Annotated in this window: 31 protein-coding genes and 1 pseudogene; 15 read left to right on the plus strand and 17 right to left on the minus strand. The window is 37.8% G+C overall.

What is annotated here, in order from left to right; genetic code table 11:
- Positions 1–300: 300 nt before the first annotated feature.
- Both PL8927_RS02820 and PL8927_RS02825 read right to left on the minus strand, forming a co-directional pair.
- Positions 301–564 carry a type II toxin-antitoxin system RelE family toxin gene (locus PL8927_RS02820; protein WP_083617412.1) on the minus strand — a complete coding sequence of 88 codons (264 nt, stop codon included), beginning with the start codon at positions 562–564 and terminating at the stop codon, positions 301–303.
- Positions 565–567: 3 nt separating this feature from the next.
- Positions 568–810 carry a hypothetical protein gene (locus PL8927_RS02825; protein ID WP_083617414.1) on the minus strand — a complete coding sequence of 81 codons (243 nt, stop codon included), beginning with the start codon at positions 808–810 and terminating at the stop codon, positions 568–570.
- A 183-nt stretch (positions 811–993) separates the two neighbouring features.
- On the opposite strand from PL8927_RS02825, the gene PL8927_RS02830 reads away from it, so the two are divergent.
- Positions 994–1,197: a hypothetical protein gene (locus PL8927_RS02830; protein ID WP_231505896.1), complete on the plus strand. Its 204-nt coding sequence runs from the start codon at positions 994–996 to the stop codon at positions 1,195–1,197.
- Entirely contained in the window at positions 1,197–1,451 is a 255-nt protein-coding gene (locus PL8927_RS02835; protein ID WP_083617416.1) for a ParE family toxin-like protein, read from the plus strand. The genes PL8927_RS02830 and PL8927_RS02835 overlap by 1 nt, the downstream gene beginning before the upstream one ends.
- Positions 1,452–1,498: 47 nt before the next feature.
- On the opposite strand, the gene PL8927_RS02840 is transcribed toward PL8927_RS02835, so the two are convergent.
- The 8 genes and pseudogenes from PL8927_RS02840 to acnB form a co-directional block, all read right to left on the minus strand.
- The gene (locus PL8927_RS02840; RefSeq protein WP_083617785.1) at positions 1,499–2,563 is read right to left on the minus strand and encodes an NADAR family protein; all 1,065 of its coding nucleotides are present in this window, start codon (positions 2,561–2,563) and stop codon (positions 1,499–1,501) included.
- Positions 2,564–2,573: 10 nt separating this feature from the next.
- Positions 2,574–3,617 (minus strand): phosphoribosyltransferase-like protein, encoded by a 1,044-nt coding sequence (locus PL8927_RS02845; RefSeq protein WP_083617418.1) that lies wholly within the window; start codon positions 3,615–3,617, stop codon positions 2,574–2,576.
- Between the two features lie 49 nt (positions 3,618–3,666).
- Positions 3,667–3,906 (minus strand): annotated as a pseudogene (locus PL8927_RS02850) (DUF29 domain-containing protein); the annotation flags it as partial.
- Positions 3,907–3,939: 33 nt separating this feature from the next.
- Entirely contained in the window at positions 3,940–4,197 is a 258-nt protein-coding gene (locus PL8927_RS02855; protein ID WP_083617420.1) for a ParE family toxin-like protein, read from the minus strand.
- Positions 4,175–4,396 (minus strand): hypothetical protein, encoded by a 222-nt coding sequence (locus tag PL8927_RS02860; protein ID WP_083617422.1) that lies wholly within the window; start codon positions 4,394–4,396, stop codon positions 4,175–4,177. Before PL8927_RS02860 ends, PL8927_RS02855 begins: the two co-directional genes overlap by 23 nt.
- Before the next feature lie 111 nt (positions 4,397–4,507).
- The gene (locus PL8927_RS02865; protein WP_083617424.1) at positions 4,508–4,963 is read right to left on the minus strand and encodes a DUF29 domain-containing protein; all 456 of its coding nucleotides are present in this window, start codon (positions 4,961–4,963) and stop codon (positions 4,508–4,510) included.
- A gap of 59 nt (positions 4,964–5,022) precedes the next feature.
- Positions 5,023–5,388: an endonuclease domain-containing protein gene (locus PL8927_RS02870; protein ID WP_083617426.1), complete on the minus strand. Its 366-nt coding sequence runs from the start codon at positions 5,386–5,388 to the stop codon at positions 5,023–5,025.
- Between the two features lie 242 nt (positions 5,389–5,630).
- Positions 5,631–8,234 carry a bifunctional aconitate hydratase 2/2-methylisocitrate dehydratase gene (gene acnB, locus PL8927_RS02875; RefSeq protein WP_083617428.1) on the minus strand — a complete coding sequence of 868 codons (2,604 nt, stop codon included), beginning with the start codon at positions 8,232–8,234 and terminating at the stop codon, positions 5,631–5,633.
- 232 nt (positions 8,235–8,466) lie between these two features.
- Here acnB and PL8927_RS02880 point away from each other — a divergent pair, with 232 nt between their 5' ends.
- Complete coding sequence (locus PL8927_RS02880; protein ID WP_083617430.1) at positions 8,467–10,368, plus strand: nuclease-related domain-containing DEAD/DEAH box helicase; 1,902 nt, start codon at positions 8,467–8,469, stop codon at positions 10,366–10,368.
- Positions 10,369–10,398: 30 nt separating this feature from the next.
- On the opposite strand, the gene PL8927_RS02885 is transcribed toward PL8927_RS02880, so the two are convergent.
- From PL8927_RS02885 to PL8927_RS02905, 5 genes are all read right to left on the minus strand, one after another.
- Entirely contained in the window at positions 10,399–11,667 is a 1,269-nt protein-coding gene (locus PL8927_RS02885; protein ID WP_083617432.1) for a tetratricopeptide repeat protein, read from the minus strand.
- Positions 11,668–11,903: 236 nt separating this feature from the next.
- On the minus strand, positions 11,904–12,269 hold the full coding sequence (locus tag PL8927_RS02890; RefSeq protein ID WP_083617435.1) for a type II toxin-antitoxin system RelE family toxin: 366 nt from the start codon (positions 12,267–12,269) through the stop codon (positions 11,904–11,906).
- Positions 12,262–12,510, minus strand: a complete 249-nt coding sequence (locus tag PL8927_RS02895) for a type II toxin-antitoxin system RelN family antitoxin (protein WP_083617438.1) — start codon at positions 12,508–12,510, stop codon at positions 12,262–12,264. The genes PL8927_RS02890 and PL8927_RS02895 overlap by 8 nt, the downstream gene beginning before the upstream one ends.
- Before the next feature lie 327 nt (positions 12,511–12,837).
- On the minus strand, positions 12,838–13,143 hold the full coding sequence (locus PL8927_RS02900) for a hypothetical protein (protein WP_083617439.1): 306 nt from the start codon (positions 13,141–13,143) through the stop codon (positions 12,838–12,840).
- 5 nt (positions 13,144–13,148) lie between these two features.
- Positions 13,149–14,555, minus strand: coding sequence for an AAA family ATPase (locus PL8927_RS02905; RefSeq protein ID WP_083617441.1), 1,407 nt, complete (start codon positions 14,553–14,555; stop codon positions 13,149–13,151).
- A 374-nt stretch (positions 14,556–14,929) separates the two neighbouring features.
- On the opposite strand from PL8927_RS02905, the gene PL8927_RS02910 reads away from it, so the two are divergent.
- The 12 genes from PL8927_RS02910 (at position 14,930) to cydB (ending at position 23,738) form a co-directional block, all read left to right on the plus strand.
- Positions 14,930–15,217: a hypothetical protein gene (locus tag PL8927_RS02910; RefSeq protein ID WP_083617443.1), complete on the plus strand. Its 288-nt coding sequence runs from the start codon at positions 14,930–14,932 to the stop codon at positions 15,215–15,217.
- A 111-nt stretch (positions 15,218–15,328) separates the two neighbouring features.
- Positions 15,329–16,390, plus strand: coding sequence for a bifunctional riboflavin kinase/FAD synthetase (locus tag PL8927_RS02915; RefSeq protein WP_083617445.1), 1,062 nt, complete (start codon positions 15,329–15,331; stop codon positions 16,388–16,390).
- Between the two features lie 92 nt (positions 16,391–16,482).
- Positions 16,483–17,391, plus strand: a complete 909-nt coding sequence (locus tag PL8927_RS02920) for an AAA family ATPase (protein ID WP_083617446.1) — start codon at positions 16,483–16,485, stop codon at positions 17,389–17,391.
- A gap of 220 nt (positions 17,392–17,611) precedes the next feature.
- Entirely contained in the window at positions 17,612–17,860 is a 249-nt protein-coding gene (locus tag PL8927_RS02925) for a hypothetical protein (RefSeq protein ID WP_083617448.1), read from the plus strand.
- Positions 17,857–18,186: a type II toxin-antitoxin system RelE/ParE family toxin gene (locus tag PL8927_RS02930; RefSeq protein WP_083617450.1), complete on the plus strand. Its 330-nt coding sequence runs from the start codon at positions 17,857–17,859 to the stop codon at positions 18,184–18,186. Before PL8927_RS02925 ends, PL8927_RS02930 begins: the two co-directional genes overlap by 4 nt.
- A gap of 113 nt (positions 18,187–18,299) precedes the next feature.
- Positions 18,300–18,824 (plus strand): DUF433 domain-containing protein, encoded by a 525-nt coding sequence (locus PL8927_RS28350; protein WP_231505897.1) that lies wholly within the window; start codon positions 18,300–18,302, stop codon positions 18,822–18,824.
- Positions 18,825–18,832: 8 nt separating this feature from the next.
- Entirely contained in the window at positions 18,833–19,183 is a 351-nt protein-coding gene (locus tag PL8927_RS02945) for a DUF5615 family PIN-like protein (RefSeq protein ID WP_083617451.1), read from the plus strand.
- A 271-nt stretch (positions 19,184–19,454) separates the two neighbouring features.
- Complete coding sequence (locus tag PL8927_RS02950; protein WP_197047294.1) at positions 19,455–20,480, plus strand: serine/threonine-protein kinase; 1,026 nt, start codon at positions 19,455–19,457, stop codon at positions 20,478–20,480.
- A 31-nt stretch (positions 20,481–20,511) separates the two neighbouring features.
- Positions 20,512–20,676 carry a type II toxin-antitoxin system HicB family antitoxin gene (locus tag PL8927_RS02955; RefSeq protein ID WP_083617455.1) on the plus strand — a complete coding sequence of 55 codons (165 nt, stop codon included), beginning with the start codon at positions 20,512–20,514 and terminating at the stop codon, positions 20,674–20,676.
- A gap of 143 nt (positions 20,677–20,819) precedes the next feature.
- On the plus strand, positions 20,820–21,038 hold the full coding sequence (locus PL8927_RS02960; RefSeq protein WP_083617457.1) for a hypothetical protein: 219 nt from the start codon (positions 20,820–20,822) through the stop codon (positions 21,036–21,038).
- Positions 21,039–21,289: 251 nt separating this feature from the next.
- Positions 21,290–22,729, plus strand: a complete 1,440-nt coding sequence (locus PL8927_RS02965) for a cytochrome ubiquinol oxidase subunit I (RefSeq protein ID WP_083617459.1) — start codon at positions 21,290–21,292, stop codon at positions 22,727–22,729.
- 7 nt (positions 22,730–22,736) lie between these two features.
- A complete protein-coding gene (gene cydB, locus PL8927_RS02970; protein ID WP_083617461.1) occupies positions 22,737–23,738 on the plus strand; it encodes a cytochrome d ubiquinol oxidase subunit II in 1,002 nt (333 codons plus the stop codon).
- 256 nt (positions 23,739–23,994) lie between these two features.
- On the opposite strand, the gene PL8927_RS02975 is transcribed toward cydB, so the two are convergent.
- Both PL8927_RS02975 and PL8927_RS02980 read right to left on the minus strand, forming a co-directional pair.
- Entirely contained in the window at positions 23,995–24,570 is a 576-nt protein-coding gene (locus PL8927_RS02975) for a DUF4276 family protein (protein ID WP_083617463.1), read from the minus strand.
- Complete coding sequence (locus PL8927_RS02980) at positions 24,563–25,753, minus strand: AAA family ATPase (RefSeq protein WP_197047295.1); 1,191 nt, start codon at positions 25,751–25,753, stop codon at positions 24,563–24,565. Before PL8927_RS02980 ends, PL8927_RS02975 begins: the two co-directional genes overlap by 8 nt.
- Positions 25,754–25,909: the final 156 nt, after the last annotated feature.

Consider the following 25,909-nt stretch of genomic DNA (forward strand, 5'->3'; position numbering starts at 1 on the left):
CGAATAGCATTATTCTCAATAGTTTGAGGGGGTTTACTGATTAAGTGAGAACGGAGTACCTACTGGAATTCCTCCGGGATCGCATCCCTCTACAGGAGGATCAACTGGGTTAAGAGGATTTTAGTTTGATTAAAAAATGAATCAAAGCGATCGCATTCCTAGACCTCACACCCTAAAATCAATACCAATAAGGGTGAGGGTGAGATAATTATAGCATATTATTAAATAATATCAGGTGCGATCGCATTTCAATACCTGAACTGAGTTAGAAAAGCAATGGGATCTTCTCCTGTGAGTTAATTAATCTCGATAAATATTTTTCCGATGTCCAACTTTAATAATTAGAATCACGAGGCGATCATTTTCAACTCGATAAATCATTCGATCATCACCCACACGCACCCTTAAACGTCCTTCACCATTTTTGAGAGCTTTAACATCTGAAGGATAAGGATTAATTGTTAAGGATTCTAGTTTATTAGCAATGCGCTTTTGGATTTCTTTAGGGAGTTTATAAAATTCTTTTTCTGCTGTCTTTAAAAATTCTATTTTATACTGAGACACTTGCTAATTAATCCCTAAATTATGTTTAATAATATCCCAAGAAACTCTTTCTTGATTTTCAGGATCATTTTCAGCTTGAATCGTATCCTTTAAATCAATAAAGTCTTCTAATTCTTCAGGATCAATTACCGTTAATTTACCTTGACTAATTCGTTCTAATAATTCGGTAACAGATAAATTAAACTGTTGAGCAACAACTTCTATTCCGGTTGCAATCTCTGGAGATATTGTTAATGGATTAATCATCGGCTTTACATTGAGCAATATTATTGATAATGGTAAAATTATTATAGCATAATATCCATTTTATCATGTGCGATCGCATTTCAACACCTCAAAAAAGCGATCGCCCCTCCAACTTACCTACAGAAATGATAAAATGTTATAATCTGATCGAACTGTTTTATCAAAAACTTGAAATAATATTTTATGGCTATGAACGTTGAACAAATTGAAAAGGCAATTTTAAATCTTTCTGAACAAGATTTTAGTAAATTACGCAATTGGTTATTAGACTTAGATTATCAACAATGGGATAAACAGTTAGAACAAGATATCATAAAGGGTAAACTTGATGATATAGCCTCTGAAGCACTTGCTGAATTTGAAGCCGGAGATTATCAAGAAATGTAATGCACTATACTAATCGTAAATTCTGGTTATTTTATAATCAGCTACCTGAAGATATAAAACAGATAGCAGATGCTTCTTATGAATTATTAAAAACTAATCCTAATCATCCTTCGTTACATTTTAAGAAAGTTAATAAATATTGGTCTGTAAGGGTGGGAAAAGCTTATCGTGCGTTAGGAATTGAAGTCAAAAATGGAATTTTATGGTTTTGGATTGGTACTCATGCTGAATATGATAGATTAATCGGTAAATAAAAGCGATCGCATTTCAACACCTGAACTGAGTTAGAAAAGCGATAAATTTATATCAAAGAAAGTTGCGTACTCTCTTGAGTTACATTGGATTTACTTTTTTGGCTAGATTTCAATTGAGTTTTTCGAGTATTTCTGGACTGGCTGATTTTTCTTGCTTTCAGAAGATTAGATTCAGATTCATAAGCAGAGTACCAAATATATCTTACAGGTTTTTCTATTTTTTTTACTTTACCTAATTCAACGGCTAATTTCATCCAGTCTTGCATTTGTTTTTTATTAACAGTTTTGAAATGCTGTAAAATTTGATCATAAGATTGATAATTTTGTAATATTTTTTCTAATTTTGGCAAAACCCATCCATCGAATATATTATCATCTTTTTCTGTTTTTTCTATGTTTGTATCAGTAATTATTGTTTCCTCTCTATAAAATTCTTTCGTTTGGTCTAGGCTAACGTTACTTTCTAAAGTAATTTCGGGTATCAATGGAATAATGAGTTGCTTTTCTTGTATACTTAAAGTATGATTTTCATCCTTTAATGTTAGAAATTCAATAGGTTTACTTAAGAAAATAAAATCAGGAATTTCAAGAGGTTTTAGAGATTTTAATGAATTTGCATCCTCTTTTAAATATTTCCTTAATTCCATCAAAAGGCGACCCAAAGCATTCACCCCAATTAGTTGATTATCATTTGTTGGGATAGCACCCCAAAAGTCATCTTTATGGGAATCTTCTACAATAGCTTTGTCTCCTGTTTCTAATAACAATTGGCCAAATGTATCCCAATTTTGTAGCAATTTAACTCGTAGACACCAACGCATAATCTGAACTTTAACTCGCTCCCAATCTGAACGAGATTGATCTCGATAAGGTTTACCCTTCATTTTGGCTGTCATAGGACTATTTTGAGCAATAATTAATTTTTGAATATCAGGAAGATGGGGAAACCGACAAGCTTGATATAAAGCTTCTGATGTGAGAATATGTATACCATTCACTATTAAAGGATAGCCTCCAGCCATATTTGATAATCCGCCAAAAGCTTCCTTTGTTTTGCGGAAAGTGATACACTCATTTCTGTTGTAAGTTCTTATTTGAGAAGATGTCTGCATAATTTCACCTCTAAAAATCTCTAAATAGGCTAGGAGTATTTGATGATTCATTAACTTTGCGAGGAAATAAAGGATACCATTTACTAAAAGGGTGACTAGGATCATAACTTGTACCACCCCACCAAAGAACCAAAGGACAATTATTAGCAATATTTCGATAAGTAACAAATACTGCACCAAAACCAAGAGATTCTAAATACTCATACCCCATAGGTCGCATTGATAGTTGGCGGTTTTTAGGTAAAGAGGCAATATAAGCACCTTTTCTTAAAAAAGCTGTTTCAACAATATCCCTAGCTTCAGGTGAAGAAAAAAGCGTTTCAGTGTGCGGTATCATATTTGAACGAAATAATCTAGGATTCACAGATTTACCTTGAGAGTTTTCTTGAACTATCTTAACAAATCTATTCACAAACTCGTCATCAATTTCTTGAGGCCACAGACATTCATATTTTTCCTGATTCCAAGGCAAGTTATTAAATGTTAAACAACTGATAATCTCTACAGAGATACTTTTTGGTTTTAGAAGACTTACCAACTTTTTGTTTATATAATTTAGACCGGAACTGTAAGAAGCTAAAAATACTAAATAAACAATTGTGTCGGGTTTAGCATGATTTAACCATGCCTCGATATCATGCAATACAGTATTACCAGAAAATAGACAATCATCTAAGTAAACATACATCAAAGTATCCGAGCCACAATCATTAATGCTAATACCATACTGATTTATCACTATTTCATTTACCAAGCTCAATAATTCTTTTTGACTACTCCCTTTTTTTTGAATATCTAAAAAATTAATATCGGGCAACCTTTGAGGATTGTTGAATTTTTCTAACTTTTGTTTTATTAAATCTCTAGCTTTCTCTTTTGATATATAACACTTGTCGAGTATGAAATGGATTTCCGAAAGAATAGTTAACTGGTCATCATGATCAAATTGAGATATCCACCGATTAACGTGATCAGGTGTAATAGGTGGAATTTCTCCTAAACGATAGTCACTAATTGTTGTAGCTATTGATTCTAGTAAAGTTTGACGATTCATCTGATTGATTTTTGAGCATTATAAGATTAGCGTGAACCAGAAAGGCTCACTATACAATTATACTATAGCTAGATTCTAAAGCTTCCTCTAAACTAAACGGTGACTCCTTTGGAAAGAAATTTAACTTAATTCCTGTTTCATCCGAGGCTTTTAGACGTGCTTTTTGATAACAGTCCTCAAACACGTCTGAAAGGAAAGGGTTCAAACTGGGACTATCTTCTAATAACCCTTCAATACAAATCCGTTGTTCTGTGATGGTACTGCGCCAACTTTCACTGCGTTTTTCAGGTTGATAGTGCCATCCTACAAACTATAAAATAAATTAATTTAAAATATTGTCATATTGGTTATGATTTCCAACCCAAAACCAATAATAATCATCGCCTTTTTTGATAGCTAAGGCTCTATAATCATTAGTTATACGCACAGACCAAAGATTTTTACCTACTTTTTTAAAGTGTAAAGAAGGATGTAAAGAATTTTCTTTCCATAATTGATAAGCTCTTTTTACAGATTGTTTTAGCTCAGGCGATAAATCACTGTAGGCTTTCCAAAAATCAGGCGTTGTTAAGGATTTCATCAATTGCTTTAGTGTTATTTTCTAAAATATCTGCTTCTGCTTTAGCAATTATTTGATCTAATTTGCCTTGAGCTAAATCAATTTCCATCTGTTGATCCCATAAATCATCTACATAATTATTAAGCCATTGAGCTAATTGATGAATTTCATGCTTTGGTAATTGTTTGATTTTTGTTTCAATTTCTTGTAAATTAGACATGGTTTTAATTCATTATTATTTTAATTATCTTGACATTATACCATAGTGATTCTGAACAGCTTGTATCCAGAGAAGATTTAAAAACAAGTTTAGATTTATCTTCAACAGATGTTACTCATTAAGAGAACTAGATTCTAAAGTTTCCTTTAAACTAAACGGCGACTCCTTGGGGAAAAAATTCAATTTAATACCCGTTTTATCCGATGCTTTTAAACGTGCTTTTTGATAACAGCCCTCAAACACTTCTGAAAGCAGAGGTTTCAAACTAGGACTATCTTCTAATAACCCTTCAATACAAATCCGTTGTTCTGTGATGGTACTGCGCCAACTTTCACTCCGTTTTTCTGGTTGATAGTGCCATTTTAATAAGTGCATTAACAACACAATTAAACGGCTTTTTAATTCACGTTTTTCACTTCTTCCCATACTTTCAATTTCTTCAATTAAATTCGGAATATCAATTTCATTCAATTTATTTTCTTTTAACTGTTGAACAGTAGTTTGTATCCAGAGATAAAAGTCTTGTTCATAAAGAGTATTAGGTTTTGTCGTGGATGAGTTAATCATGGTTAATCGCCTTTAATTTATCATTTATGATTAAATATGTATCCTATTTTTATAAGAAGTTACAAAAAACCTATAATTTGTTGTAAAACCCCCTGTAAATTTTGTCTAATCTCTTGATTTTTAATTCTCAATATTTTTAATCCTCTAGCAGCTAAAATAGCATCCCGTTCCTGATCAGACTCAACCTGTAGGTCATGAATTTCTCCATCCACCTCTATAACTAATTGAGCTTGATTGCAGTAAAAATCAACAATAAAACCGTCTATAATTTGCTGACGACAAAAGTGTAATCCATTTAAGTTATTTCTTCTTAACTGTTCCCAGAGAATTTTTTCTTCGGGAGTCATTTCCCGACGCAGTTGTTTAGAACGTTCGTATTTTTCAGATGTTATCTTTTGTCCGACAATAATGTTCTTGCGTTCCATTCTAATATCTTTTATAGCATTAAAATTTTATATTGTTTGCGATCGCTTGTTTGACCTCTCCCCCAACCCCTCTCCTGCAAGGAGAGGGGAGCAAGATTAGTATTTGTGATCACAACACCAGTATATACAATTATTCCATCATTGTGTTACAGGAAAAGAGAGTAAGATAGTTGTTTGTAATCACAACAAAAGTCTATCAGATCATCCCCCCATTCCCTCGCAGGGAAGGGGGGTTAGGGGGGTTAGGTCAACGCGGGAATACCTAAAATATCCTCAATTTTTGGCATTTCTTCTAACGGAATTACCCGACCTTCATCTTCAAATCCTGCAATTTGATTAAAGTTGAGATAACGGTATAAATCCGCCGCAAAAGGATCAACTTTTTTCGTGACAATTTCCCGATATTCTTCAACTGTTGGAATGCGTCCTAATAACGCACAAACCGCCGCTAATTCCGCCGAACCTAAATAGACTCGCGCATCTTTCCCCATGCGATTATTAAAGTTGCGAGTCGAAGTTGAAAACACCGTTACCCCATCTTCAACACGCGCTTGATTTCCCATACAAAGAGAACATCCCGGCATCTCCGTTCTCGCCCCAACTGTATTAAAAACCTCATAAATTCCTTCATCCCGCAATTGCTTTTCATCCATGCGAGTTGGCGGACAAATCCACAGACGAACATTCGTTTGTTCTGCTCCTTCTAATATCTTAGCAGCCGCCCGATAATGCCCAATATTCGTCATACAAGAACCGATGAATACCTCATCAATTTTGTCCCCCGCACATTCCGACATTAATTTAATATTATCGGGGTCATTGGGAGCCGCCACAATCGGTTCTTTGATCTCGTTCAAATCCACTTCAATAATATCAGCATATTCGGCATCTTCATCCCCTGCCATTAACACCGGATTTGCCAACCATTGTTCCATTTTTGCCACCCGTCGCATCATCGTTTTAGCATCTTGATAACCCCGTGCAACCATATTAGTCATCAGGGCAACATTAGACCGCAAATACTCCGCAATAGTTTCTGGACTGAGCTTAATCGTAGACCCCGCACAAGAGCGTTCAGCCGTTGCGTCGGTTAATTCAAAGGCTTGTTCCACTTTTAAATCCGGTAAACCTTCCATTTCCATAATCCGACCATTGAAAACATTTTTCTTGTTTTCCTTGGCCGTCGTTAACTTGCCTTGCTGCATGGCAACATAAGGAATGGCGTTAACAATATCCCGCAGGGTAACACCCGGTTGTAATTCTCCTTTAAATCTGACTAACACGGATTCTGGCATATCCAAAGGCATCACGCCTAATGCTGCGGCAAATGCTACCAACCCCGAACCCGCAGGGAAAGAAATCCCCAAGGGGAAACGGGTGTGGGAGTCGCCCCCAGTTCCCACCGTATCCGGTAACAACATCCGGTTTAACCAAGAGTGAATAATCCCATCCCCCGGACGCAACGCCACACCGCCACGAGTTGAGAAGAAATCGGGTAATTGTTGATGGGTTTTGATGTCAACGGGCTTCGGGTATGCTGCGGTGTGACAGAAACTCTGCATCACCAAATCAGCCGAAAACCCTAAACAGGCGAGTTCTTTGAGTTCATCCCTGGTCATCGGGCCTGTGGTATCCTGGGAACCTACGGTGGTCATCAACGGTTCGCAGGATGTCCCCGGACGTACACCCGGCAACCCGCAGGCTTTTCCAACCATTTTCTGGGCGAGGGTAAAGCCTTTTCCGGTGTCTTCGGGTAGGGAGGGACGGACAAACAACTCACTGGGTTCGAGTCCCAAGGCGGCGCGGGTTTTATCCGTTAAGCTGCGACCGATTAATAAGGGAATTCGACCCCCAGCCCGGACTTCATCTAATATCGTATCGGGTTTGAGGGTAAAGGTAGAAATCACCTCTCCGGCTTCATTCGTAATTTCACCGTTGTAGGGATAAATAGTAATCACATCCCCAGTATTCAGTTTACTAACATCACATTCAATGGGCAAAGCGCCGGAGTCTTCCGCCGTATTAAAGAAAATTGGGGCAATTTTTCCCCCCAGAATATAACCGCCAGAGCGTTTATTGGGAACATAAGGGATATCGTTGCCAATATGCCATAACACGGAGTTAATCGCTGATTTCCGAGATGAACCTGTACCCACTACATCTCCGACATAAGCGACAGGATGCCCTTTTATCTTCAGTTCGGCTATGGTTTCTAACCCTCCCGGTATCCGACTTTCCAACATCGCTAAGGCGTGTAAGGGAATATCGGGGCGGGTTGTAGCATGGGTAGCGGGAGAAAGGTCATCGGTGTTGGTTTCCCCAGGTACTTTAAAGACAGTTACGGTAATGGTTTTCGGCAGTTTCGGACGTCCGATAAACCAGTCTGCTTCCGCCCAAGCGTCAATAACTTGTTTAGCAAAGGGGTTGACCTCCGATAAATTCAGAACATCGTTGAAGGCATCGAAGACTAACAACGTCTTACTGAGGGCGGTAGCGGCGGCGGCGGCAATATTCTCATCCCCTACTTTAAGTAAGTCGATTAGGGACTGGACGTTATACCCGCCTACCATTGTACCTAAAAGGGAAATGGCGCCTTGATGGGATATCAGGGGGCAGGTGATTTCGTCTTTAGCGATGGCGGTTAAAAAGGCGGCTTTGACATAAGCGGCTTCATCGACACCGGGGGGAATCCGGTCTCTGAGCAATGTCATCAAGAATTCTTTCTCCTCCTCCGCCGGGTTTTTCAAAAGTTCGCAGAGTTCGGCGGTTTGTTCGGCGTTGAGGGGTAGGGGCGGAATTCCTAATTTAGCGCGTTCTTCGGCGTGTTGACGATAGGCTTCTAGCATGGGTTGGGGTGTTCTCCTAATAGATTTTCTAGCTATTATCGTTAGTCTATCGCTATTAGGGAGGTGAGAGTGTTCTGGGATAACGGTTTTTGGCTTCAATTAGGACAGAGGAATAATCAGAGACTCAACTCCCTTGAGGAAGAACAGCTATCTCTTGTTGATCTGATCTATAATTTTGATGCGGAAGATACTTAAACCCGTTGATGTTTGTTATTCTATTATTGACTAACCTATGGCTATCATTATACCCTCATCAATTCCAGCTAAAGCCAGTCAAGGAGAAAAAAGACTTTTTGACATACTTGCCGAAAAACTACCTGATAATTTTTATATCAGGTATGAACCAGCAATTAATAATAAGCGCTATCCAGACTTTATTATTTTATCCCCTGATTTTGGTTTGCTGGTTATTGAAGTCAAGGGTTGGTATCCCAATAATATTCTTGAATTCAATTCCGACCGATTTAAAATTAAATCTGAACAAGAAGATTATACGGCTGAACAAAATCACAAGTCTCCTTTACGTCAAGCCAGAGATTATGCAATTTTATTACTCAACAATCTTCAAAAATATAGGATTTTAACACAACCAGCAGGTGATTATCAGGGAAAATCAGCCTTCCCGATAGGATGGGGGGTGTTGATGTCTAATATTACTGATGAACAAGCTAATAAAATCGATCTCAAGTCTGTATTACCGTTTGATCAAGTTGCTTATCGAAATGAATTATTAGATTGGGAAAAAACAGATTTTACTGGGGAAAATTTGATCAACCGCTTCAGAAAAATGTTTGCCATAACCTTTCCTTTCCCAGCTTTAACCCCAGATCAAATTAGCACAATTAAAGGCATTATTTCTCCAGAGTTCGTGATTCGGACTGAACCCGCTAATATTAATAGCGTACCTCCTCAGTTTCCTCTAATTCCTAGTGACATCATCTTACAAACACTAGATGCTAGGCAAGAAACTTTAGCCAGAAGTATTGGTGAAGGACATCGCATCTTTTTTGGGGTCGCAGGTTCAGGAAAAACCCTCTTATTAATAGCCCGTGCCAAAATGTTAATTAAAGAGAATCCTAACGCTAAAATTTTAGTTGTTTGTTTTAATGTTAGTTTGGCAGCTTATTTAAGATCAATTCTCCATGAGGATGTTAATAATCCTCAATATCAGAAAATACAAGTTAATAATTTTGATCGCTGGGCAAAGTTTATTTTAGGAAAATTACCCGCTAAAGTCGAAGGAAATCGAGATGAATATACCGCTAAGTTAGTTTTAGATAAACTAGAGTCTTATAGTTCTGAGCAAAAATGGGATGCTATTCTCATTGATGAAGCTCATACATTTGTTCCTAGTTGGTTTTCCTGCTGTATCAAAGCATTAAAAGATAGTGAAAACGGCGATTTAATGATTGTTGCTGATGGAGGTCAAAATCTTTACAAGCGTTCTGATTTTAAATGGAAAGATGTTGGAATCAAAGCTCAAGGACGAACAATTAGCAAAAAATTTGATTTGGATAAAAACTATCGAAATACCCAGGAAGTCATGACCGCAGCTTGGTGGTTATTGAGTGAAGCGAGAGATCAACATGAACTGTTAGAAGATGATGAAATAACTTTTCCAACTGTTCAACCTTCTACTGTTTTTCGTTGTGGTTCTCGTCCGCAAATTCATGTCGCATCTACACCAGAAAAACAAATAGAAACGGTGATTAAAATTGTGCATGAGTTAATTAAAAAAGGCTTTTCTAAAACTGAAATAGCCATTTTTTATAAACAAATTAATCAGCCTTATTTAAGCCGTTTAATCCATCAATTAAATCAGTTAGGAATAGAGACTTATTGGATCACTGAAAATGATAAAACCAAAGCCAATTATAGACAATCTCAACCCGGAGTTAGAATGATTACTTGTCTTTCTTCCTTGGGATTGGAATTTAAAAATGTCTTAATTCTTTGGTTAGAACAGTTTGATGATTGCATCAAGAGAACACCTGACTCCCTGCGGAAGACTAAAGAATTATATGTTGCCATGACTAGAACTCAAGAAAATCTGTTTATTTTTTCATCTCAACAAGCTAAACTGTTGCCTAAATTGAAAGAAAGTCACCATTTTGACGTGATAATTTCAGAGTGATTTGCTCAGAATAACAAGGTAGAAAAATAATTATTTTTCTACCTTTATATTTACGGCTTTGAAGGATAACTTATTTTTAGAATTATCCCAACTTTCTTCGAGAGCAAAATCAACGTTTAGTTTTTCCTTTCTAAGAAAATTTGGCAATTCTTTTTGTAAGAAAAATACTCTCTCTCCATTTTCAGAACGAATCCACCCATAGGGTTTATCCTGTTGAATAGATTCAATGTACCCTTTTTTACGAGGTAAACCTTGATAACTTTCTTTTAGCCAATATTTACGACAGATTGTTCGGAGATCACTAAATTCACCACAGTCTTCTAACCTCTCCATATTTTGTTCAGAAAAAGCTTGATCAATATCTAACTCTAATTGTTCTAAATTAGCTTTAATTGACCAATTTTGTTGTTGACGAATTGATTTGCAAAGTTGAATATGTATCGCCGCCATCTCTAATTTATTCATCAATAATCCGAGCTTGGCTATTTTTTGGTATAAAGTTATTTTAATGTGATCTTCCCCATGTGCTAAAGCTGCTTTACAGGCAAATCTTAAAGCTAATTCTAATTGATTAGTGTTTTGATATAAATCAGATAAATCTTGAAAAACATACCATTCTTCTCGGTATTTCAGGATTAATTGTTTAAATTCTTCAATCGCATCCTGATTTTTTCCCAAACTCTTTAACCCTAAAGCTGCCCATCTGGGAAAATTGATTTCTTTAGGATAAATTTTTGCTGCTTCTAATGCAAAGCTACGAGCTTGATGCCAAGATTCTAGTTCAATTAAACTTTTAACTTTAGCAAAATACCATTTTTCTTTATTTGACTTACTTTTTCGATCACCAATTAAGGGTTGAGCATCACTAATGATCGCCGGATTAATTTGATCACACCAATCTGATACCATTTGCCACTGTTTTTGTTGTTTAGCCAGTTTAATAACACCTAAAACTGTTGCTTCTAAAGCCATTTTTTCTGGCTTATTTTCCAATATAGTCTCAGCAATTTGTATAACTTTGGATAGATTTTCTTCCTCCTGTGCCATTTTTAATAAATCATAATGCGCCCAAATTAACTCTCCTTGAATATAACTATTATTCTCAAATTGCAAACAAGCTTTTTTACCTTGTTGAATCGCCGGTTGAGGATAGCCAGCTTTGCGTAAACAGTACAAGTATTTACTGGCAGCATAGCTATTATCTCCTTGCTCCCACACTTGCCGAAATATTTTCCCGGCTTCAGCATATTTTTTTTCTTTTAATAGTCTATGGGCTGTTTCCATCTCATGATCAAACATTTTGAAAATTTTCTTAACGCTTAAACAACATAAACTCTATTCTATCAGATAACACAGCAATCTGATCGGGATTTTTGTTTTCTGGTCGGGAGTTCTTTAAATGCCTACAGTTTGGCTTTTTTTGCATTGAATTGAGGTGTAAGACATATTCAACGTTGAGGATTTGTGAGATAGGGGATAAATTGCGATCTCTCAGAAACCCGGTTTCTTTGAGAAACTGGGTTTCTAATGCACATTTATTCATTACCATAAAATTCATCTAAAATCAAATTAATCTGATTAACGCCAATATCTTCCTGTTCAGATTTACTGTAAATTGTTAACAGTAAAATAGAAGTTGGAGATTCAACACAATAAATTAACCGATAACCTCCGCTTTTGCCTTTTTGAATATTACTATTTTTAACCCTGACTTTGTAAGTAAAATAATTGATCCCAAATCCTTGTAAGCGATCGCCCAGAAAATTACCCTTTTGTAATTCTATAATAATCGGTTCAACATCAGCACGAATTCGGCGATATTTTTTTGATAACCGATATAACTCGTTTTCAAATTCATTGGCAAATCTGATAGAAATTGCAGGAGAATGATTATTAGTCATCTATTCTCTCCCATAATTCAGATAGAGGTCGGGTTTGTCCTGTTTTCATTTCGTGTAACGCTCGTCTTAAACTGGCTTTAATTTCTTCCACAGGGGTATCATCAGGATCGGATTCTAATTCATCTTGGGGAGAAACTAAAACAATCACTTTCACCCGACTCGGTATATTAATATCAAGGTGATGATCTAAAATTAATTGTCCTTTTTCATCCACTGTTCCCATGACTTCAAATGCTTGCATGATTGAATCTCCTGAAAGGATTAACCCGATTCTATTTTAGCAGTTTTTCTGGAATAATGATAAGAGTTGAATGGCGATCGCTCAGAAACCCGGTTTCTATTCTTCACGATAGCCCAGTAGTCTTTTATTTTCTAATCTGGCTCCCTCTTCCAACCATTTGATAGAATCAGATTCTTTGTCAGGATTTAACCATATAATTACTTTAATTTCAGTTAAATTTTCAGAAACTTCGGCTAAATAATCCCTAACCTTATCATCTAATGATATAATAATTTTATCGGTAGTGATCGCAGCTTCTACAAGACAAATATCTTTCCAAATCGCTTCTCAGATTTTATGTTCCATCTTTAACTTTTCAAGTTCATTCCTTAATTCAGTTAACGTTACATTTTCACAATATTTATACTTTCTTCTGGCTATCATACTAACTCGCCATTTTCTAGCAAATGTTGATTCATGTTTATTCCATTCGACTTTTAATTCAGGAGTCATTACCATAGAATGACATATTTTTAAAACAGCATTTAAAAAATCACGACAATTTTTTGAAGTTGGATGTTTAGCATCTTCTCCGCCACAAGAACGAGCAACAGAAGCGTCAATAACCAAATATTTTGATTGTTTATTCTTCATTAAAGCTAATTCGTTTCATTAATGAGTTTTAATTCAGCCGCATCTAAATAGCGACTTTCTTCTTCTAAATCTACTTCGCTAAAATCTTCTGGCCAATCTCCAAACGTCCCTGCTTGATCTAAATCAGCCGTTGTTATATTTGTACAACCTTCTTGATCACGAGTAAACCAATGTAACTTAATTTTATCAGGTTTAATTTTATCTTCTGCAACTAAGGATTGAATTCGTTTTAAAATCAAGTCACTATGAGTTTCTATCACAACTCTTACCCCTCTATTCGCCGATTCTACTAATATATCAGCTAAGGCAGCTTGAGCGCGAGGATGTAAATGTATTTCTGGTTGTTCTAGGTAAACTAATTGTTCAGGTTCAGCAACTAATAACGCAACCAGAGCAGGTAAAGTTTGAGAAACGCCAAAACCGACATCAGCAATGCTAACCATCTCTGTAGATTTAGTTTTAGAATTAAAATTACAAGGAAGTCGAGCCACTCTAATTTCAACTTGAGTATCATTAATCTGTTTAGTATCAACTTTACCTGTTAACCCTAAAATCTTTAAATATCTAGCTAAGTCTTTAAGTTTAGAAGATTTTGTTATTTGCCAATTATTAATCACACTAGCAACATAATGCTCAAAAGTACCTGGAAATTGCTTCCCAATTGCTGTTACTGGATAAGTACGTTCTGGATTTCCTCTTAAACCTGGTACATGAATAATACTACGAATATATTCTTCTAATACTCTTAAGTCATTAAACCCAAAAAATGTTGAAGATATAGAGTCTATATCTGGAATTAAAATCATTGTAAAATCTAAAAAACATCTAATTCTTTTCACGCTTAAAGGAATTTTTTCTTGTAGTTGATGATTAGTATTATTTTTTAATAAGTCTTGGTACATTCTTGATACTTTTTGATAAAAATCTTTAGCTTCTTTTGGCAAATAATTTTCAATTTCTTCTTGCTTCATATTTTTCTGTAAAACTATTTCTGGCTCGTCTTTTTCTTGATAAACCATTTGTTTTATGTCAATACTTTTACTCGTTTTGCAAAAATCAAGTCTAATAGAACTAGATTGATTTATTTCGGTTTCAATAGAAAAATCTTTATATTTTTTAGAAGATATCTTAGAAAAAATTTGTTCTGTAGATGTAAATTTAACATTAGCACCATTTAACAATAAAGCACCGGGATCATAAGTTGCTTCCAAGGTTTGCTTCATCAGGAGTAAGGGCTGCATAATACTAGATTTACCTGAACTATTAGCTCCTGAAAGTATCGTTAAATTTTGAATTTCTATAGAGCAGGGATTGGCAATAGATTTATAGCCACCAACAGATATTTTAGTAATTCCTTCAAATTCTTCATTTTTTGATTTTGTAGAATTACTTTTTTGAACTGATTTACCCATGATTTACTTTTAATTAAAAAATAATGTAAAGATTATATCACAAACTTTAATTCTGTACACCTGGGCGAATTATTCTGCATCAATACGCTCCCACATTTTTTCTAAAAGAGTTAACCTAATTTTATTATAGGATTTTTTATGGAATCAGAATAGGGAAAAATTGCGATCGCTTAGAAACCCGGTTTCTTCAAGAAAAACGTAGATATTACCACAAAGACACGAAGACACTAAGGAAGGGATGAAGGAGATATTCAAAGTCGATAGTAATTTTTAGTCAGGTGAACAATTGAACTAACTTTGTTGATTAACTCCTGATCAACGGCTTTTTTTGCGTTAGAATCAGGTTTAAAATAACGCCTGGAAGGAGGAGCATCGTGTTGGAACTGCTACGAATCCTAATTCAGATTATTCAACCCTTTTTAGTGCCCATTTGCTTTGTTTTAGCTTGGGGATTCTTAATTTTGATCGCTTGGAGTATTGGTGCTGCGATGCGGGATACGGTGCGACGGGCCAAGCAAATGCACCAAATCCCCTGTACAGATTGTGTGTTCTTTACGGGAGACTATCACCTCAAATGTCCAGTACAACCGAAAATCGCCTTATCTGAAGCCGCCATCAACTGTCCAGACTATAGCAACCGAAATCTCACGTCTACTTTGTAATCTAAAAAAAGATCAAGAAATTCTTAAGCAAGCTGAAACAATAGGGGGTTGTTTAATCTCGATAGGGTTTTAAAATCAGGTTAAACTTCAATGTAGGGTAAAATGTGAAGCGTGTGGATAACATCATCGCTTGATACGGTATTAACGCCCACTGCCATTGCTTTGGGAAACTTTGATGGCTTACATCGTGGCCATCAACAGGTGATTCAGCCGATTTTAAAGCTCAAGTCACCCCTTGATTCCCGACAACGGACAGAGATGCTTTTAACCAACCCCGTCACCCTATCGACGTGGGAAAGAGGGCTATTGGATAACAATTTAGGAGAATCTGAACCCTGTTATAGTACAGTGGTAACGTTTCATCCCCATCCGCAAGAATTTTTTACAGGTCAACCCAAAAAGTTACTCACCCCCTTAGATGAAAAAGTTGAATACTTAAAAATGATGGGGGTAGAACAATTAGTATTATTACCTTTTGATGAACAGATGGCAACTTTAACACCAAGGGAGTTTGTTGAAAGAATTTTAATTCAAAAATTACAGCCTCGTTGTATTAGTGTTGGATTTGATTTTCGGTTTGGAAAAAAGCGAACCGGGACGGTCAAAGATTTAGAAAAAATTGCCGGACATCACGGAATTAAAGTTAAAACCGTACCTTTATATTTATGTGAAAATGGCGAACGGATTAGCAGTTCAGAAATCCGCACATCCCTAGAAAACGGTGCAATTCGTCGCGCCAATCAATTATTAGGACGGTCTTATCATCTCGTCGGGTCAGTTGTTCAGGGTCAACAGTTAGGGCGAACAATTGGGTTTCCTACCGCTAATTTACAACTCCCCCCGGAAAAGTTTTTACCGAGCTATGGGGTTTATGCGGTAAATGTCTCTGAAATGGGGATAAAATCACTTCCAGAAACGGGAAATAATGCTAATTTTGAGTTAATGAATCATCCGGGTGTGATGAATATTGGCTGTCGTCCAACCGTCGCAGGTCAAACCGTCACCGTCGAGGTTCATCTGTTAAATTGGTCGGGAGATTTATATGGGAAAACTTTAAATGTTAGCCTAGAAGAATTCTTACGACCCGAACAGAAATTTGCTTGTTTAGATGATCTTAAAACTCAAATTAAGGCGGATTGTTTACAAGCCAAGGAGATACTAGACCCAACGTAGAGACGAGCCACGGCGCGTCTCTCTTTCACCCTTTCACCCAGGATTATAATTGACACCATTGCATTTTGTCTTACTATCAATAAAAATATCCCATGAAACAAAGAATTGAACATCTAAAACACAATTTAAGCCGGACAATTGTAGGCAAAGAAGACGCCATTCGCTTAACATTGGTAGCTTTATTAGCAGGGGGTCATGCGTTATTAGAAGATGTACCGGGTGTGGGAAAAACCCTATTAGCAAAATCCCTAGCCCGTTCGATAGCAGGACAGTTTCATCGGATACAATGTACACCGGATTTATTACCCACAGATATCACCGGAACTAATATTTGGAATCCCCGAACTGGAGAGTTTGAATTTCTCCCAGGGCCGATTTTTACCAATATTTTATTAACCGATGAAATTAACCGAGCGACGCCTCGAACTCAGTCCGCATTATTAGAAGTAATGGAAGAAAGACAAGTTACCGTTGATGGGGTATCTCGGTTAGTTCCCAAACCATTTTTTGTCATAGCAACTCAAAACCCGATTGAATATCAAGGAACCTTTCCATTACCTGAAGCCCAAATGGATAGATTTTTATTATCCCTAACTTTAGGATATCCTACGGAAGCAGAAGAATTGCAAATGTTACAAGGGTTATCGGATGGAATAACGGTAGATGATTTAGAACCTTGTATTTCTCAGGATGAGGTATTAGAAATTCAAAATTGGTGTCGTCAAATTAAGATTGAAACCTCGTTACAACAGTATATTCTAAATTTAGTTAGAGCCACCAGAGAATCGGATGAAATCACATTAGGGGTGAGTCCTCGCGGTGCAATTTCTTTACATCGAGCCACTCAAGCTTTAGCCTTTTTATTAGGGAGAGATTATGGCACACCAGATGATGTGAAATATCTAGCCCCCCATGTTTTATCCCATCGTTTAATTCCAGCCGGAGGAAGACGGTCAAAAACAATTATTGAACAGTTATTAAGGACAATTGCCATACCCTAGTAGTGAGCCCTTCAGGGCTCTTTAAGATGCGCTCAAGCGCAACAACAAATTATCCCCATAGGATTATTATCAATCCAGAATTATAGCAACCGCTTTGGCGCGGAACCAAAACCGTAGGCTTAGATCTTCGAGTTGTAACTTCTTTAGCCTCCAAGATGCTTATTTCTTGCAGTCCTGTTAGAATAATGGGTGAGGAGCGAATGCTATAGGAAATAATCTTATGACGATTGTGATTAACCTATCTCCAGAATTAGAAGAACAATTACGCAAGAAAGCGGCCCTTGATGGGCAGGATATCAACGTAGTTGCTGCCAATCTTTTAGCAAACATCCTCAAGTGGGAGGCACAAGATTCGGAGGAAGCCATAAAAGGTATTCAGCAAGGGTTGGATGATTTTGAGGCAGGAAATTCCCGCTCTTTCAATGAATTTGCGGATGAACAGCGTCGTAAGTACAACTTGCCAGCATGACATACCGCATTGAGATTTCAAGTGTAGCGGAAGCAGAGGCTGATAGCGCGTTTCTGCGTTTATCGCAGGTTACATCTGTTGCTCAAGCGAGTCAATGGTATAGCGGACTACTCAAGGTTATTGAATCCTTATCGACGATGCCAAAGCGGTGTAAACTTGCGAGAGAAAATGAGTATTTTAGCCAGGAAATTCGGCAGCTTCTCTATGGGCAAAGCCGTAATTCTTATCGAATCTTGTTTACTGTTTTGGAAGAGACATCTACAGTTCGTATTCTTCATATTCGGCATTCCTCGCAACCAGTGATTGGTGAAGCGCCAGACGATTAAGGACAATTGCCATACCCTAGTAGTAAGCCCTTCAGGGCTCTTTAGGAAGCGCTGAAGCGCAACAACGGTTACAATAAAGACGCATAGTAGTGAGTGTTTATCGTTGTTAAGCTATGACTGAACTACTTCGACAAGCGATTGCTCAAATTGAAAAGCTTCCACCCGATCAGCAGGATGCGATCGCTGCTCGATTTTTGGCAGAATTGCAAGACGAGCAAAAATGGGAAAATTGTTTCGCTGCCACGACAGACGATCAATGGGATCAGATGGCGGCAATGGTACGTCAGGAGATAGCGGAAGATAAAATTGTGAGTCTTGTCTTGGAGTGCGAGTCCCCACCACTTAGAAAAGATGCAACAGGAGCAATTCGGGTTGGTAACTCAAGGGTTCTGCTGGAACTGGTGATCCGAGGATTTCAGGATGGTGCTTCTCCAGAAACCATTGTGCAAAGATACTCAACGCTTTCTCTGTCTGACGTTTACATCACAATTGGTTATTATCTTCGGCATCAGCAAGAAATAGAATCCTATCTGAACGAGCGCGAACAGCTAGCAGAATCCGTTCATCAACGATTTTCAGAAATTCAGCCTGATCTGAGCCTGATTCGATCCAGACTTTTAGCACAACAAACTCCCTAAGCTTTGTTATGTTGAGGTTGCTGAGTGATGAAAATTTTAATGGCGATATCGTGCGAGGATTATTTCTTCGTCAACCAGATCTTGACCTATTGCGTGTTCAGGATGTTGGGTTGCGAAAAGTGGATGATCCAGAAATTCTAGGTTGGGCCACAAGCAATGGGCGCATTCTCTTAACTCATGATCGTGCAACAATGCCAGACTTTGCTTATGAGCGGTTATCTCAGGGACAGCAAATGTCGGGGCTATTTGTGATCAATGATCGGATGCCTGTTAGGCAGGTAATCGATGAATTGCTACTACTGATTGATTGTAGTGAACAAGATGAGTGGAAAGGCATCGTCCTGTACTTGCCCTTGTAAACTCAGTAGCGATCGCGGCATAACAAATTGATGGAGCCGACCGCCAATAGATTATGTCAATAAAGCCTCTTAACTTGGCAGGTAAAAATCTTCCTTATAACGAATTATCCCCATAGGATTATTGACATCAATCCAGAATTATAGCAACCGCTTTGGCGCGGTTAGGACATACAATTTCGGGAGTTTTATGCAGAAGTTTTCCGTATATCGTTCCGATCTGGTATGTTATTCTGTTTAGATACTATATTGATGTAATTATTGGATAATGTCTATGTCAGCACAACTTTTTGGAAATAGGTGGAAAAATATTCGGCAGATTGGTGAGGGTGGACAGTCAAACGTATTCTTGGTGGAGGACTTAAATCGTGAATTCAGTGATACTTGTGTCCTTAAAAGGCTGAAGAACAAAAAGCGGCTTGATAGATTTAAACAAGAGATTAAAGCTGGAAGGAAATTAGATCATCCTCAGATTGCGCCTATTCTTGATTTCAGTCTTGATAAAGAGCCCTACTACTTCGTTACCAAGAAATATCCAGATTCTACACTAAGTAAGTTCGCTTCAGCCCCCCTTGAACCTGTTCAGGCTTTAACAATCTTCATTGAAATCTGCGATGTAGTAGCGTATGCACACTCAAAAGGAATAGTCCATCGTGACTTGAAGCCTGATAACATCATCCTTGATGAAAATCAGAAACCCGTTATTCTAGATTTCGGAATCTGCTACTTTGAAGACGAGGATAACCGCTTGACAGGAACAGAAGAACAAGTAGGTTCCAGATACTTTATTGCTCCTGAATCAGAGGGTGGACGAAGTTTAGATGTAACTTGGGCTGTTGATTCGTATTCGCTTGGGAAAATTTTATACTTTTTATTGTCTTCAAAATTATTTCCTAGGGAAGCTTACACAGGTTCTGATAGCTTGTCAAAATTGCTTAACGATCCTCAGCTTGACTACATAACAGAAAGGATTTTAGATAAATCAGTGGTTGAGGACTTTAATAAGCGCAGCAGTGTGTCAGAGCTCCAAAAAGAAGCAGAAACAGTTAAGCGTTTAATTCATGAACATTTTTATCCTGGCAAAGCTGGGTCACGGTGTCGTTTCTGTGGTGAAGGAACTTATCAACCAAATAACTATGCAGGTTTGAAAGTTTATACTCGTGTTCAGAATACTCCTAATATGAGTTCGCCAAACGAATTTTTCATGGAATGCGAATCTATTATATGCGACGTTTGCAGCAATATACAGTGGTTTTCTAAACCTATGGAATCTAAATTTAACCCATTGTATAACGAGTAAATTGGCGTTTGAAAGCTGGCGGTGAAAACCTATGAAGTTGACTGTGACACTTGACCGTGACGAAGATGGGGTTTGGATTGTAGAATGCCCTAGTATTCCTGGTTGTATCAGCCAAGGTCAAACTAGGGAAGAAGCTCTCCAAAATATTAGAGATGCAATTACCGCCTGCCTTCAAGTTCGCGCAGAACGTGGGTAAATGAAGATTCTGCTAGATACGCACATTTTTATTTTTGTAAAATCTGCCATCAGTGGCTATACTTAATTATATCTAAAATCGGTCAAGTTATTACTTTTTCATTCCCAATCTTTCTGCTAAACCTCAAACGAGGAGATTGTCAAATGGCATTGGCTGAACTCATGTCACAAATCCAGGAACTTCCAAAAATCGACAAGCTTCGATTGATGCAGTTTCTAGCAACAGAACTGGTCAAAGAAGAAGATGCAAACTTCTTTGTTGCAAACCAAGAGTATCCGGTCTGGTCGCCGTACAATTGTTCTGAGGCTGCTAATGTCCTGATGAATCTTCTGGCGACAAAGCAGCAAGAGAAGAATGGTTAACGCTCAAAGATTTCCTTTGAATCCAAATTTTGCCCTCTTCAATATCAAAGTGCATTAGTGAGCCCTGAAGGGTTCTATTGTTCGCCTGAGCATAGCAAAATCGGGGCTAAATGTGTTACAATTAAATTATATCTTTATCAAAATTATTTGACAAAACGTCAAATAGTAAAACATTAAGAAATTCCAGTGAAACTAAGTTTAAAAACTCGAATAATGTTAAATTCATCATCGATGAACTGATAGAGATAAACATGGAATTTTTGTCCGATACTGTGGTTTTATCACGGATTCAATTTGCCTTGACGGCAATTTTTCATATGCTATGGCCTGTGATCACAACAGGAATGGCAATTTATTTAGTGATTGTCGAAGGATTGTGGCTAAAAACTCGCAATCGAGACTATTATTATCATGCTAGATTTTGGTCAAAACTCTATGTTCTTAACTTTGGAATTGGTGTAGCATCCGGTTTACCAATGGAATTTCAATTTGGCACAAACTGGGCACCCTTTTCAGAAGCCGTCGGAGATTTTTTTGGCAGTATTTTAGGCTTTGAAGGCTCGATGGCGTTCATGCTAGAAGCCGGATTTTTAGGAATTATGCTATTTGGCTGGGAGCGAGTTAATCCCCGGATTCATTACCTAGCAACTATCATGGTCGCATTTGGGGCGAATCTTTCTACCTTCTGGATTTTAACCGCCAATTCCTGGTTACAAACGCCATCGGGGACAGAATTAATTAATGGAAAATTTATCGTTAATGACTACTTTCAAGCCATTCTAAATCCATTTATGGCGAAAAGTTTTCTCCATATGTTTTTCGCCACCCTAGAAACCTCCCTATTTGTAATTGGTGGAATTAGTGCTTGGTATATTCTGAATCAACGTCATCCTGCTTTTTTTGCTAAGTCTTTCAAAATTGTCTTAGCGGCGGCGATTGCGGTAACTCCCCTACAAATTTATATTGGTCATTTAAGTGCTGAACAAGTCTATCATTATCAACCGACTAAATTAGCAGCAATAGAGGCAAAATGGGAAACGACTCCCGCCGGAGAAACTGCTGATTGGACGCTGTTAGCCTTCCCGAATGAAAAAGCCCAAAAAAATGATTGGGAATTGTCAATCCCCAACGGTTTAGGATATGTATTAGAGTTTAAAAAACAACTCTCTGAACCCGTTTTAGGTCTGAAATATTGGAAACCTGAAGACCGTCCTCGGATGGTGGGATTAATTTATTATGCCTTTCGGATTATGAGTGGAATTGGTTTCTTTTTAGCAGGTTTAATGCTAGTCACTGTATTTCAATGGTGGCGAGGAAAATTATCAGCTTCAGAAATTTCTCAACAACGTTGGTTATTACGCGCTTGGTTGTTTGCCGCTCCTTTGGGATATATTGCAGTTGAATCGGGTTGGATTGTGCGTTGTGTGGGACGACAACCCTGGACAGTTTATGGGCAAATTCGCACCGTTGATGCAGCGTCTCATTTACCGCCAGGAGAGGTTTTAGGCTCGTTATTAGTATTTACAACAATTTACACAATTTTATTGATTTCTGCCCTCTATTTTGGCAGTAAAATTATTCGCCAAGGGCCGAATTTAGAACTCTCAATTCCTGGGGAAGAAAAACAGGCATTAGAGACAACTCCAGCGACCCATATCCCTGATAGTCGCCCCTTAGAAACTCAACAATAGGAGAATTATGGAGAGTTTAACGCATTTTTTGGATCAGGTTTGGTTTGTAATTCTAGCTTTGTTCCTACTTTTATATGTAATGTTAGATGGGTTTGATTTAGGGGTAGGGATTTTATCTCTCACCAGTTCTGATGAACAACGTCGCAGTATTTTGATGACCAGTTTGGGCAATGTTTGGGATGCCAATGAAACTTGGTTAGTGTTAATGGGGGGTGCTTTATTTGGGGCGTTTCCTTTAGCTTATGCTACTATCCTAAATGCTCTTTATATTCCCATTTTTGGGATGATTTTTGGATTAATTTTTCGGGCGGTGGCTTTTGAGTTTCGAGAACACGCAGAAAACAAATTACTCTGGAATTTTGCTTTTGGAGCGGGGAGTTTTTTGGCGGCACTTTCTCAGGGATTTGCATTAGGAGGAGTTTTACAAGGGATTGCGGTAGATGAGCTTGGACATTTTACTGGGGGAATGTGGGATTGGTTAGATTGGCGATCGCTATTGGTGGCAATAACCTTAATTCAAGGTTATGTTTTAATTGGCTCTACCTATTTAATTATGAAGACTGAGGGAGAGTTGCAAATCATCCATTATCGCACAGCTAAACTGGCAGCTTTAACAACATTAGTCGGTGCAATTTTAATCACAATTACAACGCCTTTTGTTTCTGAAAATATCCGAACTAAGTTATTTCATGAGCCAGAAATTTATGTGTTTGCGGTGATTCCGATTTTGGGTCTTCTTTTTGTGGGGTTGCTATTAAAAAGTCTGAAGCAACGGGAGGAAACAACACCTTTTATTTGGACTATTTTAATCTTTTTGATCACGTTTATAGGCTTAGGATTAATCGTTTTTCCCTATATTATTCCTCCTTCGATCACCATTTATCAAGCTGCTGCTTCCCCTAGCGCCTTAGTGTTCATGATCACTTTTATTGGTTTTCTAATTCCCATTATGTTGTTTTATAATATCTATAACTATGTTGTGTTTAGAGGTAAGGTGATTGAATCGTAGTGAGCCCTTCAGGGCTCTTTAACATGGGTTCAAGCGCAACAACAAATTATCCCCATAGGATTATCGACATCAATCCAGAATTATAGCAACCGCTTTAGTGGTTAGGACATACAATTTGGGGAGTTTTATGCAGAAATTTTCCGTATATCGTTCTGATCAGGTATGTTATACAGAAAGTTTCCGTATAATGTATAGTTAGGCAGACCACTCTCTTGAAAGTGAAACAACATTCCAATACAAGGGCTTGTAAACACCCTTATAAGGATTGAAGGAATTCGAGAAGGCTTTCAAACGAAGGGCAGCGCTTAGAGCAAAGCTCTAAATTCAATATTTCTGCTAATTCAACATTCATGTTTGTACTGTAACGGGGCTTTCTATTTTCACCAATTGATAGTTTTATTAATTGCTCTTTCGGTTTAGTAATCAAGTGAGGATTTGCCTTCGCTTCACCTTTGCCACGTCCAATGTGTTTGATAACCTCTGGATCAGACCAGAACCAAGCTTCTAATTCTTCAATTGGAATGCAGATGTGTTTATGGATATCTTTAACCTTAGAAGCAGCAGCCTCTAAAGTCTCTCGCAGTTTCGCTTCATCATTAAGAGAGTTATTGTGTTGATTACGATCTAAATCATGAAGAATGATAAAAGCATTACAACCTTCACTGGACATAACTTTAAGTTTGGCTGATAGCTTTCTTTTTAAGGTGCTACATCCTTTAGATGCCCACGGCTTTGTCCTGGTATTTGTACCAAGTACGCGATGTACAATTTTCCGAATTGTATCGCAGTCTGTATCATCTTCAGCAATTAGAGCTATTAAGGGATTACTCATCGAGAATACCACTATAAAGCCAGTCACCTAAGTCCCCTTCTTCGTAAAGATATTCAACGACTTTATGAATCTCTTCCTCTCCTAGCTTCCGAACAGTTGTCTGTCCATGATTTCGATAAACTAAATTTATTTTTTCTGGGCTAGTCCATGCTACTACCTGTGGAGAATGGGTGGAGAGAATTAAATTTTCCTCAAGCGTGTATGTTTCAATTTCATTTAGTAACTTTGCTAGCATTCCAGGATGAATTTGTGTTTCAGGCTCTTCAATTATTGTCGTTGCATTAGGATATGAAGCAATTATTTCTATAAGAATCGATAAAACCCGTAGCGTTCCATCAGAGAGCAGCCCAATATTAACTCCGTCTAACAACACTGAAGAAACATATTCTTCGCCTTCATCCTCAATTTTTTCTCTAGGTTCCTCACTTAAAACAAATTTCTGTACAGTTATTTTGTTTCCAAGTCCAATCCGCCGACAAACACTTTCAAGTTCATCAAGTTCTCTCATCTCTAGGCGAAGGATTTTACGTGCTAGGCTATCCGCCAACCCAAAAGCACCTAAAGAAATGCCTCGGCTTGACACCCGGAGAAGAGATGGGCGACGCCTGGATGTTTGACGCACAGGGGTCTTTCCAAGAAGACGGACTCCTCTCAGAACAGCATAAACCCATTGCATCTCGTCAGGTAGTTTCAGTCGTGAGTTTTCTGGAAGATGAGCCTGCCGAAGCGAGTTAGTATTACCAAGAATAGTAATAGTAGGATCGCCACCATTGCTGAAAGTTGTTACTCCAGTTTCAGTAGTCCATAAGATTTCCTGATCTCCGTCAGCATATTGGCAACAATCATTCCAGGAGAACTGGCTTTCCTCCGAACTCTCATTTGTAGACTCGTCTAAGTCTGAGTCGTTGGTAGAACTGGGTATAAATATAAGCTCATACCTGTATCTAAGCTGACGCTCAGTTGGTGTTGAAATTCTAATATCTAATATTTTTGGAATGCTATCACTATCAAGTAGCCGAAATCGACTGAGCCTACCAATAGCCCGCGACGAGATAGCTTCAAAACCTTCAAGAATAGCTGATTTTCCAGCCCCATTTCGCCCGACCAACACTCCAACGCGGTCAAAGAGGGACAAGGAAATCTGACTGCCTAGGGCAGTCCAACCGTCAAGAGTAAAGGACAAGAGCCGAGGCTGATTTGTATTGGGCAAGATGTAGTTTTCCCTTCCATATTGAGCATCTTAGTAAATCTTACCTGATGGCATCTATGTTTTCTGCTCAATCTCGTCAAAAATGGAGCCAATCCTCTCAAGCTTGACTGTTTCGGAACTACCTAACAA

Source organism: Planktothrix serta PCC 8927 (assembly GCF_900010725.2).
Lineage (GTDB): Bacteria > Cyanobacteriota > Cyanobacteriia > Cyanobacteriales > Microcoleaceae > Planktothrix > Planktothrix serta.

Excerpts from the sequence above, each read along its gene's own strand:
- PL8927_RS02945 (WP_083617451.1), top strand. The coding sequence starts at position 18,833 with ATGTTGAGGTTGCTGAGTGATGAAAATTTTAATGGCGATATCGTGCGA.
- PL8927_RS02920 (WP_083617446.1), top strand. The coding sequence starts at position 16,483 with ATGAAACAAAGAATTGAACATCTAAAACACAATTTAAGCCGGACAATT.
- PL8927_RS02925 (WP_083617448.1), top strand. The coding sequence starts at position 17,612 with ATGACGATTGTGATTAACCTATCTCCAGAATTAGAAGAACAATTACGC.
- PL8927_RS02975 (WP_083617463.1), bottom strand. The coding sequence starts at position 24,570 with ATGAGTAATCCCTTAATAGCTCTAATTGCTGAAGATGATACAGACTGC.
- PL8927_RS02840 (WP_083617785.1), bottom strand. The coding sequence starts at position 2,563 with ATGCAGACATCTTCTCAAATAAGAACTTACAACAGAAATGAGTGTATC.
- PL8927_RS02830 (WP_231505896.1), top strand. The coding sequence starts at position 994 with ATGGCTATGAACGTTGAACAAATTGAAAAGGCAATTTTAAATCTTTCT.
- PL8927_RS28350 (WP_231505897.1), top strand. The coding sequence starts at position 18,300 with ATGACTGAACTACTTCGACAAGCGATTGCTCAAATTGAAAAGCTTCCA.
- PL8927_RS02855 (WP_083617420.1), bottom strand. The coding sequence starts at position 4,197 with ATGAAATCCTTAACAACGCCTGATTTTTGGAAAGCCTACAGTGATTTA.
- PL8927_RS02950 (WP_197047294.1), top strand. The coding sequence starts at position 19,455 with ATGTCAGCACAACTTTTTGGAAATAGGTGGAAAAATATTCGGCAGATT.
- PL8927_RS02905 (WP_083617441.1), bottom strand. The coding sequence starts at position 14,555 with ATGGGTAAATCAGTTCAAAAAAGTAATTCTACAAAATCAAAAAATGAA.
- PL8927_RS02825 (WP_083617414.1), bottom strand. The coding sequence starts at position 810 with ATGATTAATCCATTAACAATATCTCCAGAGATTGCAACCGGAATAGAA.
- PL8927_RS02960 (WP_083617457.1), top strand. The coding sequence starts at position 20,820 with ATGGCATTGGCTGAACTCATGTCACAAATCCAGGAACTTCCAAAAATC.
- cydB (WP_083617461.1), top strand. The coding sequence starts at position 22,737 with ATGGAGAGTTTAACGCATTTTTTGGATCAGGTTTGGTTTGTAATTCTA.
- PL8927_RS02955 (WP_083617455.1), top strand. The coding sequence starts at position 20,512 with ATGAAGTTGACTGTGACACTTGACCGTGACGAAGATGGGGTTTGGATT.
- PL8927_RS02860 (WP_083617422.1), bottom strand. The coding sequence starts at position 4,396 with ATGTCTAATTTACAAGAAATTGAAACAAAAATCAAACAATTACCAAAG.
- PL8927_RS02965 (WP_083617459.1), top strand. The coding sequence starts at position 21,290 with ATGGAATTTTTGTCCGATACTGTGGTTTTATCACGGATTCAATTTGCC.
- PL8927_RS02870 (WP_083617426.1), bottom strand. The coding sequence starts at position 5,388 with ATGGAACGCAAGAACATTATTGTCGGACAAAAGATAACATCTGAAAAA.
- PL8927_RS02885 (WP_083617432.1), bottom strand. The coding sequence starts at position 11,667 with ATGTTTGATCATGAGATGGAAACAGCCCATAGACTATTAAAAGAAAAA.
- PL8927_RS02880 (WP_083617430.1), top strand. The coding sequence starts at position 8,467 with ATGGCTATCATTATACCCTCATCAATTCCAGCTAAAGCCAGTCAAGGA.
- PL8927_RS02890 (WP_083617435.1), bottom strand. The coding sequence starts at position 12,269 with ATGACTAATAATCATTCTCCTGCAATTTCTATCAGATTTGCCAATGAA.
- PL8927_RS02865 (WP_083617424.1), bottom strand. The coding sequence starts at position 4,963 with ATGATTAACTCATCCACGACAAAACCTAATACTCTTTATGAACAAGAC.
- PL8927_RS02895 (WP_083617438.1), bottom strand. The coding sequence starts at position 12,510 with ATGCAAGCATTTGAAGTCATGGGAACAGTGGATGAAAAAGGACAATTA.
- PL8927_RS02845 (WP_083617418.1), bottom strand. The coding sequence starts at position 3,617 with ATGAATCGTCAAACTTTACTAGAATCAATAGCTACAACAATTAGTGAC.
- acnB (WP_083617428.1), bottom strand. The coding sequence starts at position 8,234 with ATGCTAGAAGCCTATCGTCAACACGCCGAAGAACGCGCTAAATTAGGA.
- PL8927_RS02900 (WP_083617439.1), bottom strand. The coding sequence starts at position 13,143 with ATGAAGAATAAACAATCAAAATATTTGGTTATTGACGCTTCTGTTGCT.
- PL8927_RS02930 (WP_083617450.1), top strand. The coding sequence starts at position 17,857 with ATGACATACCGCATTGAGATTTCAAGTGTAGCGGAAGCAGAGGCTGAT.
- PL8927_RS02835 (WP_083617416.1), top strand. The coding sequence starts at position 1,197 with ATGCACTATACTAATCGTAAATTCTGGTTATTTTATAATCAGCTACCT.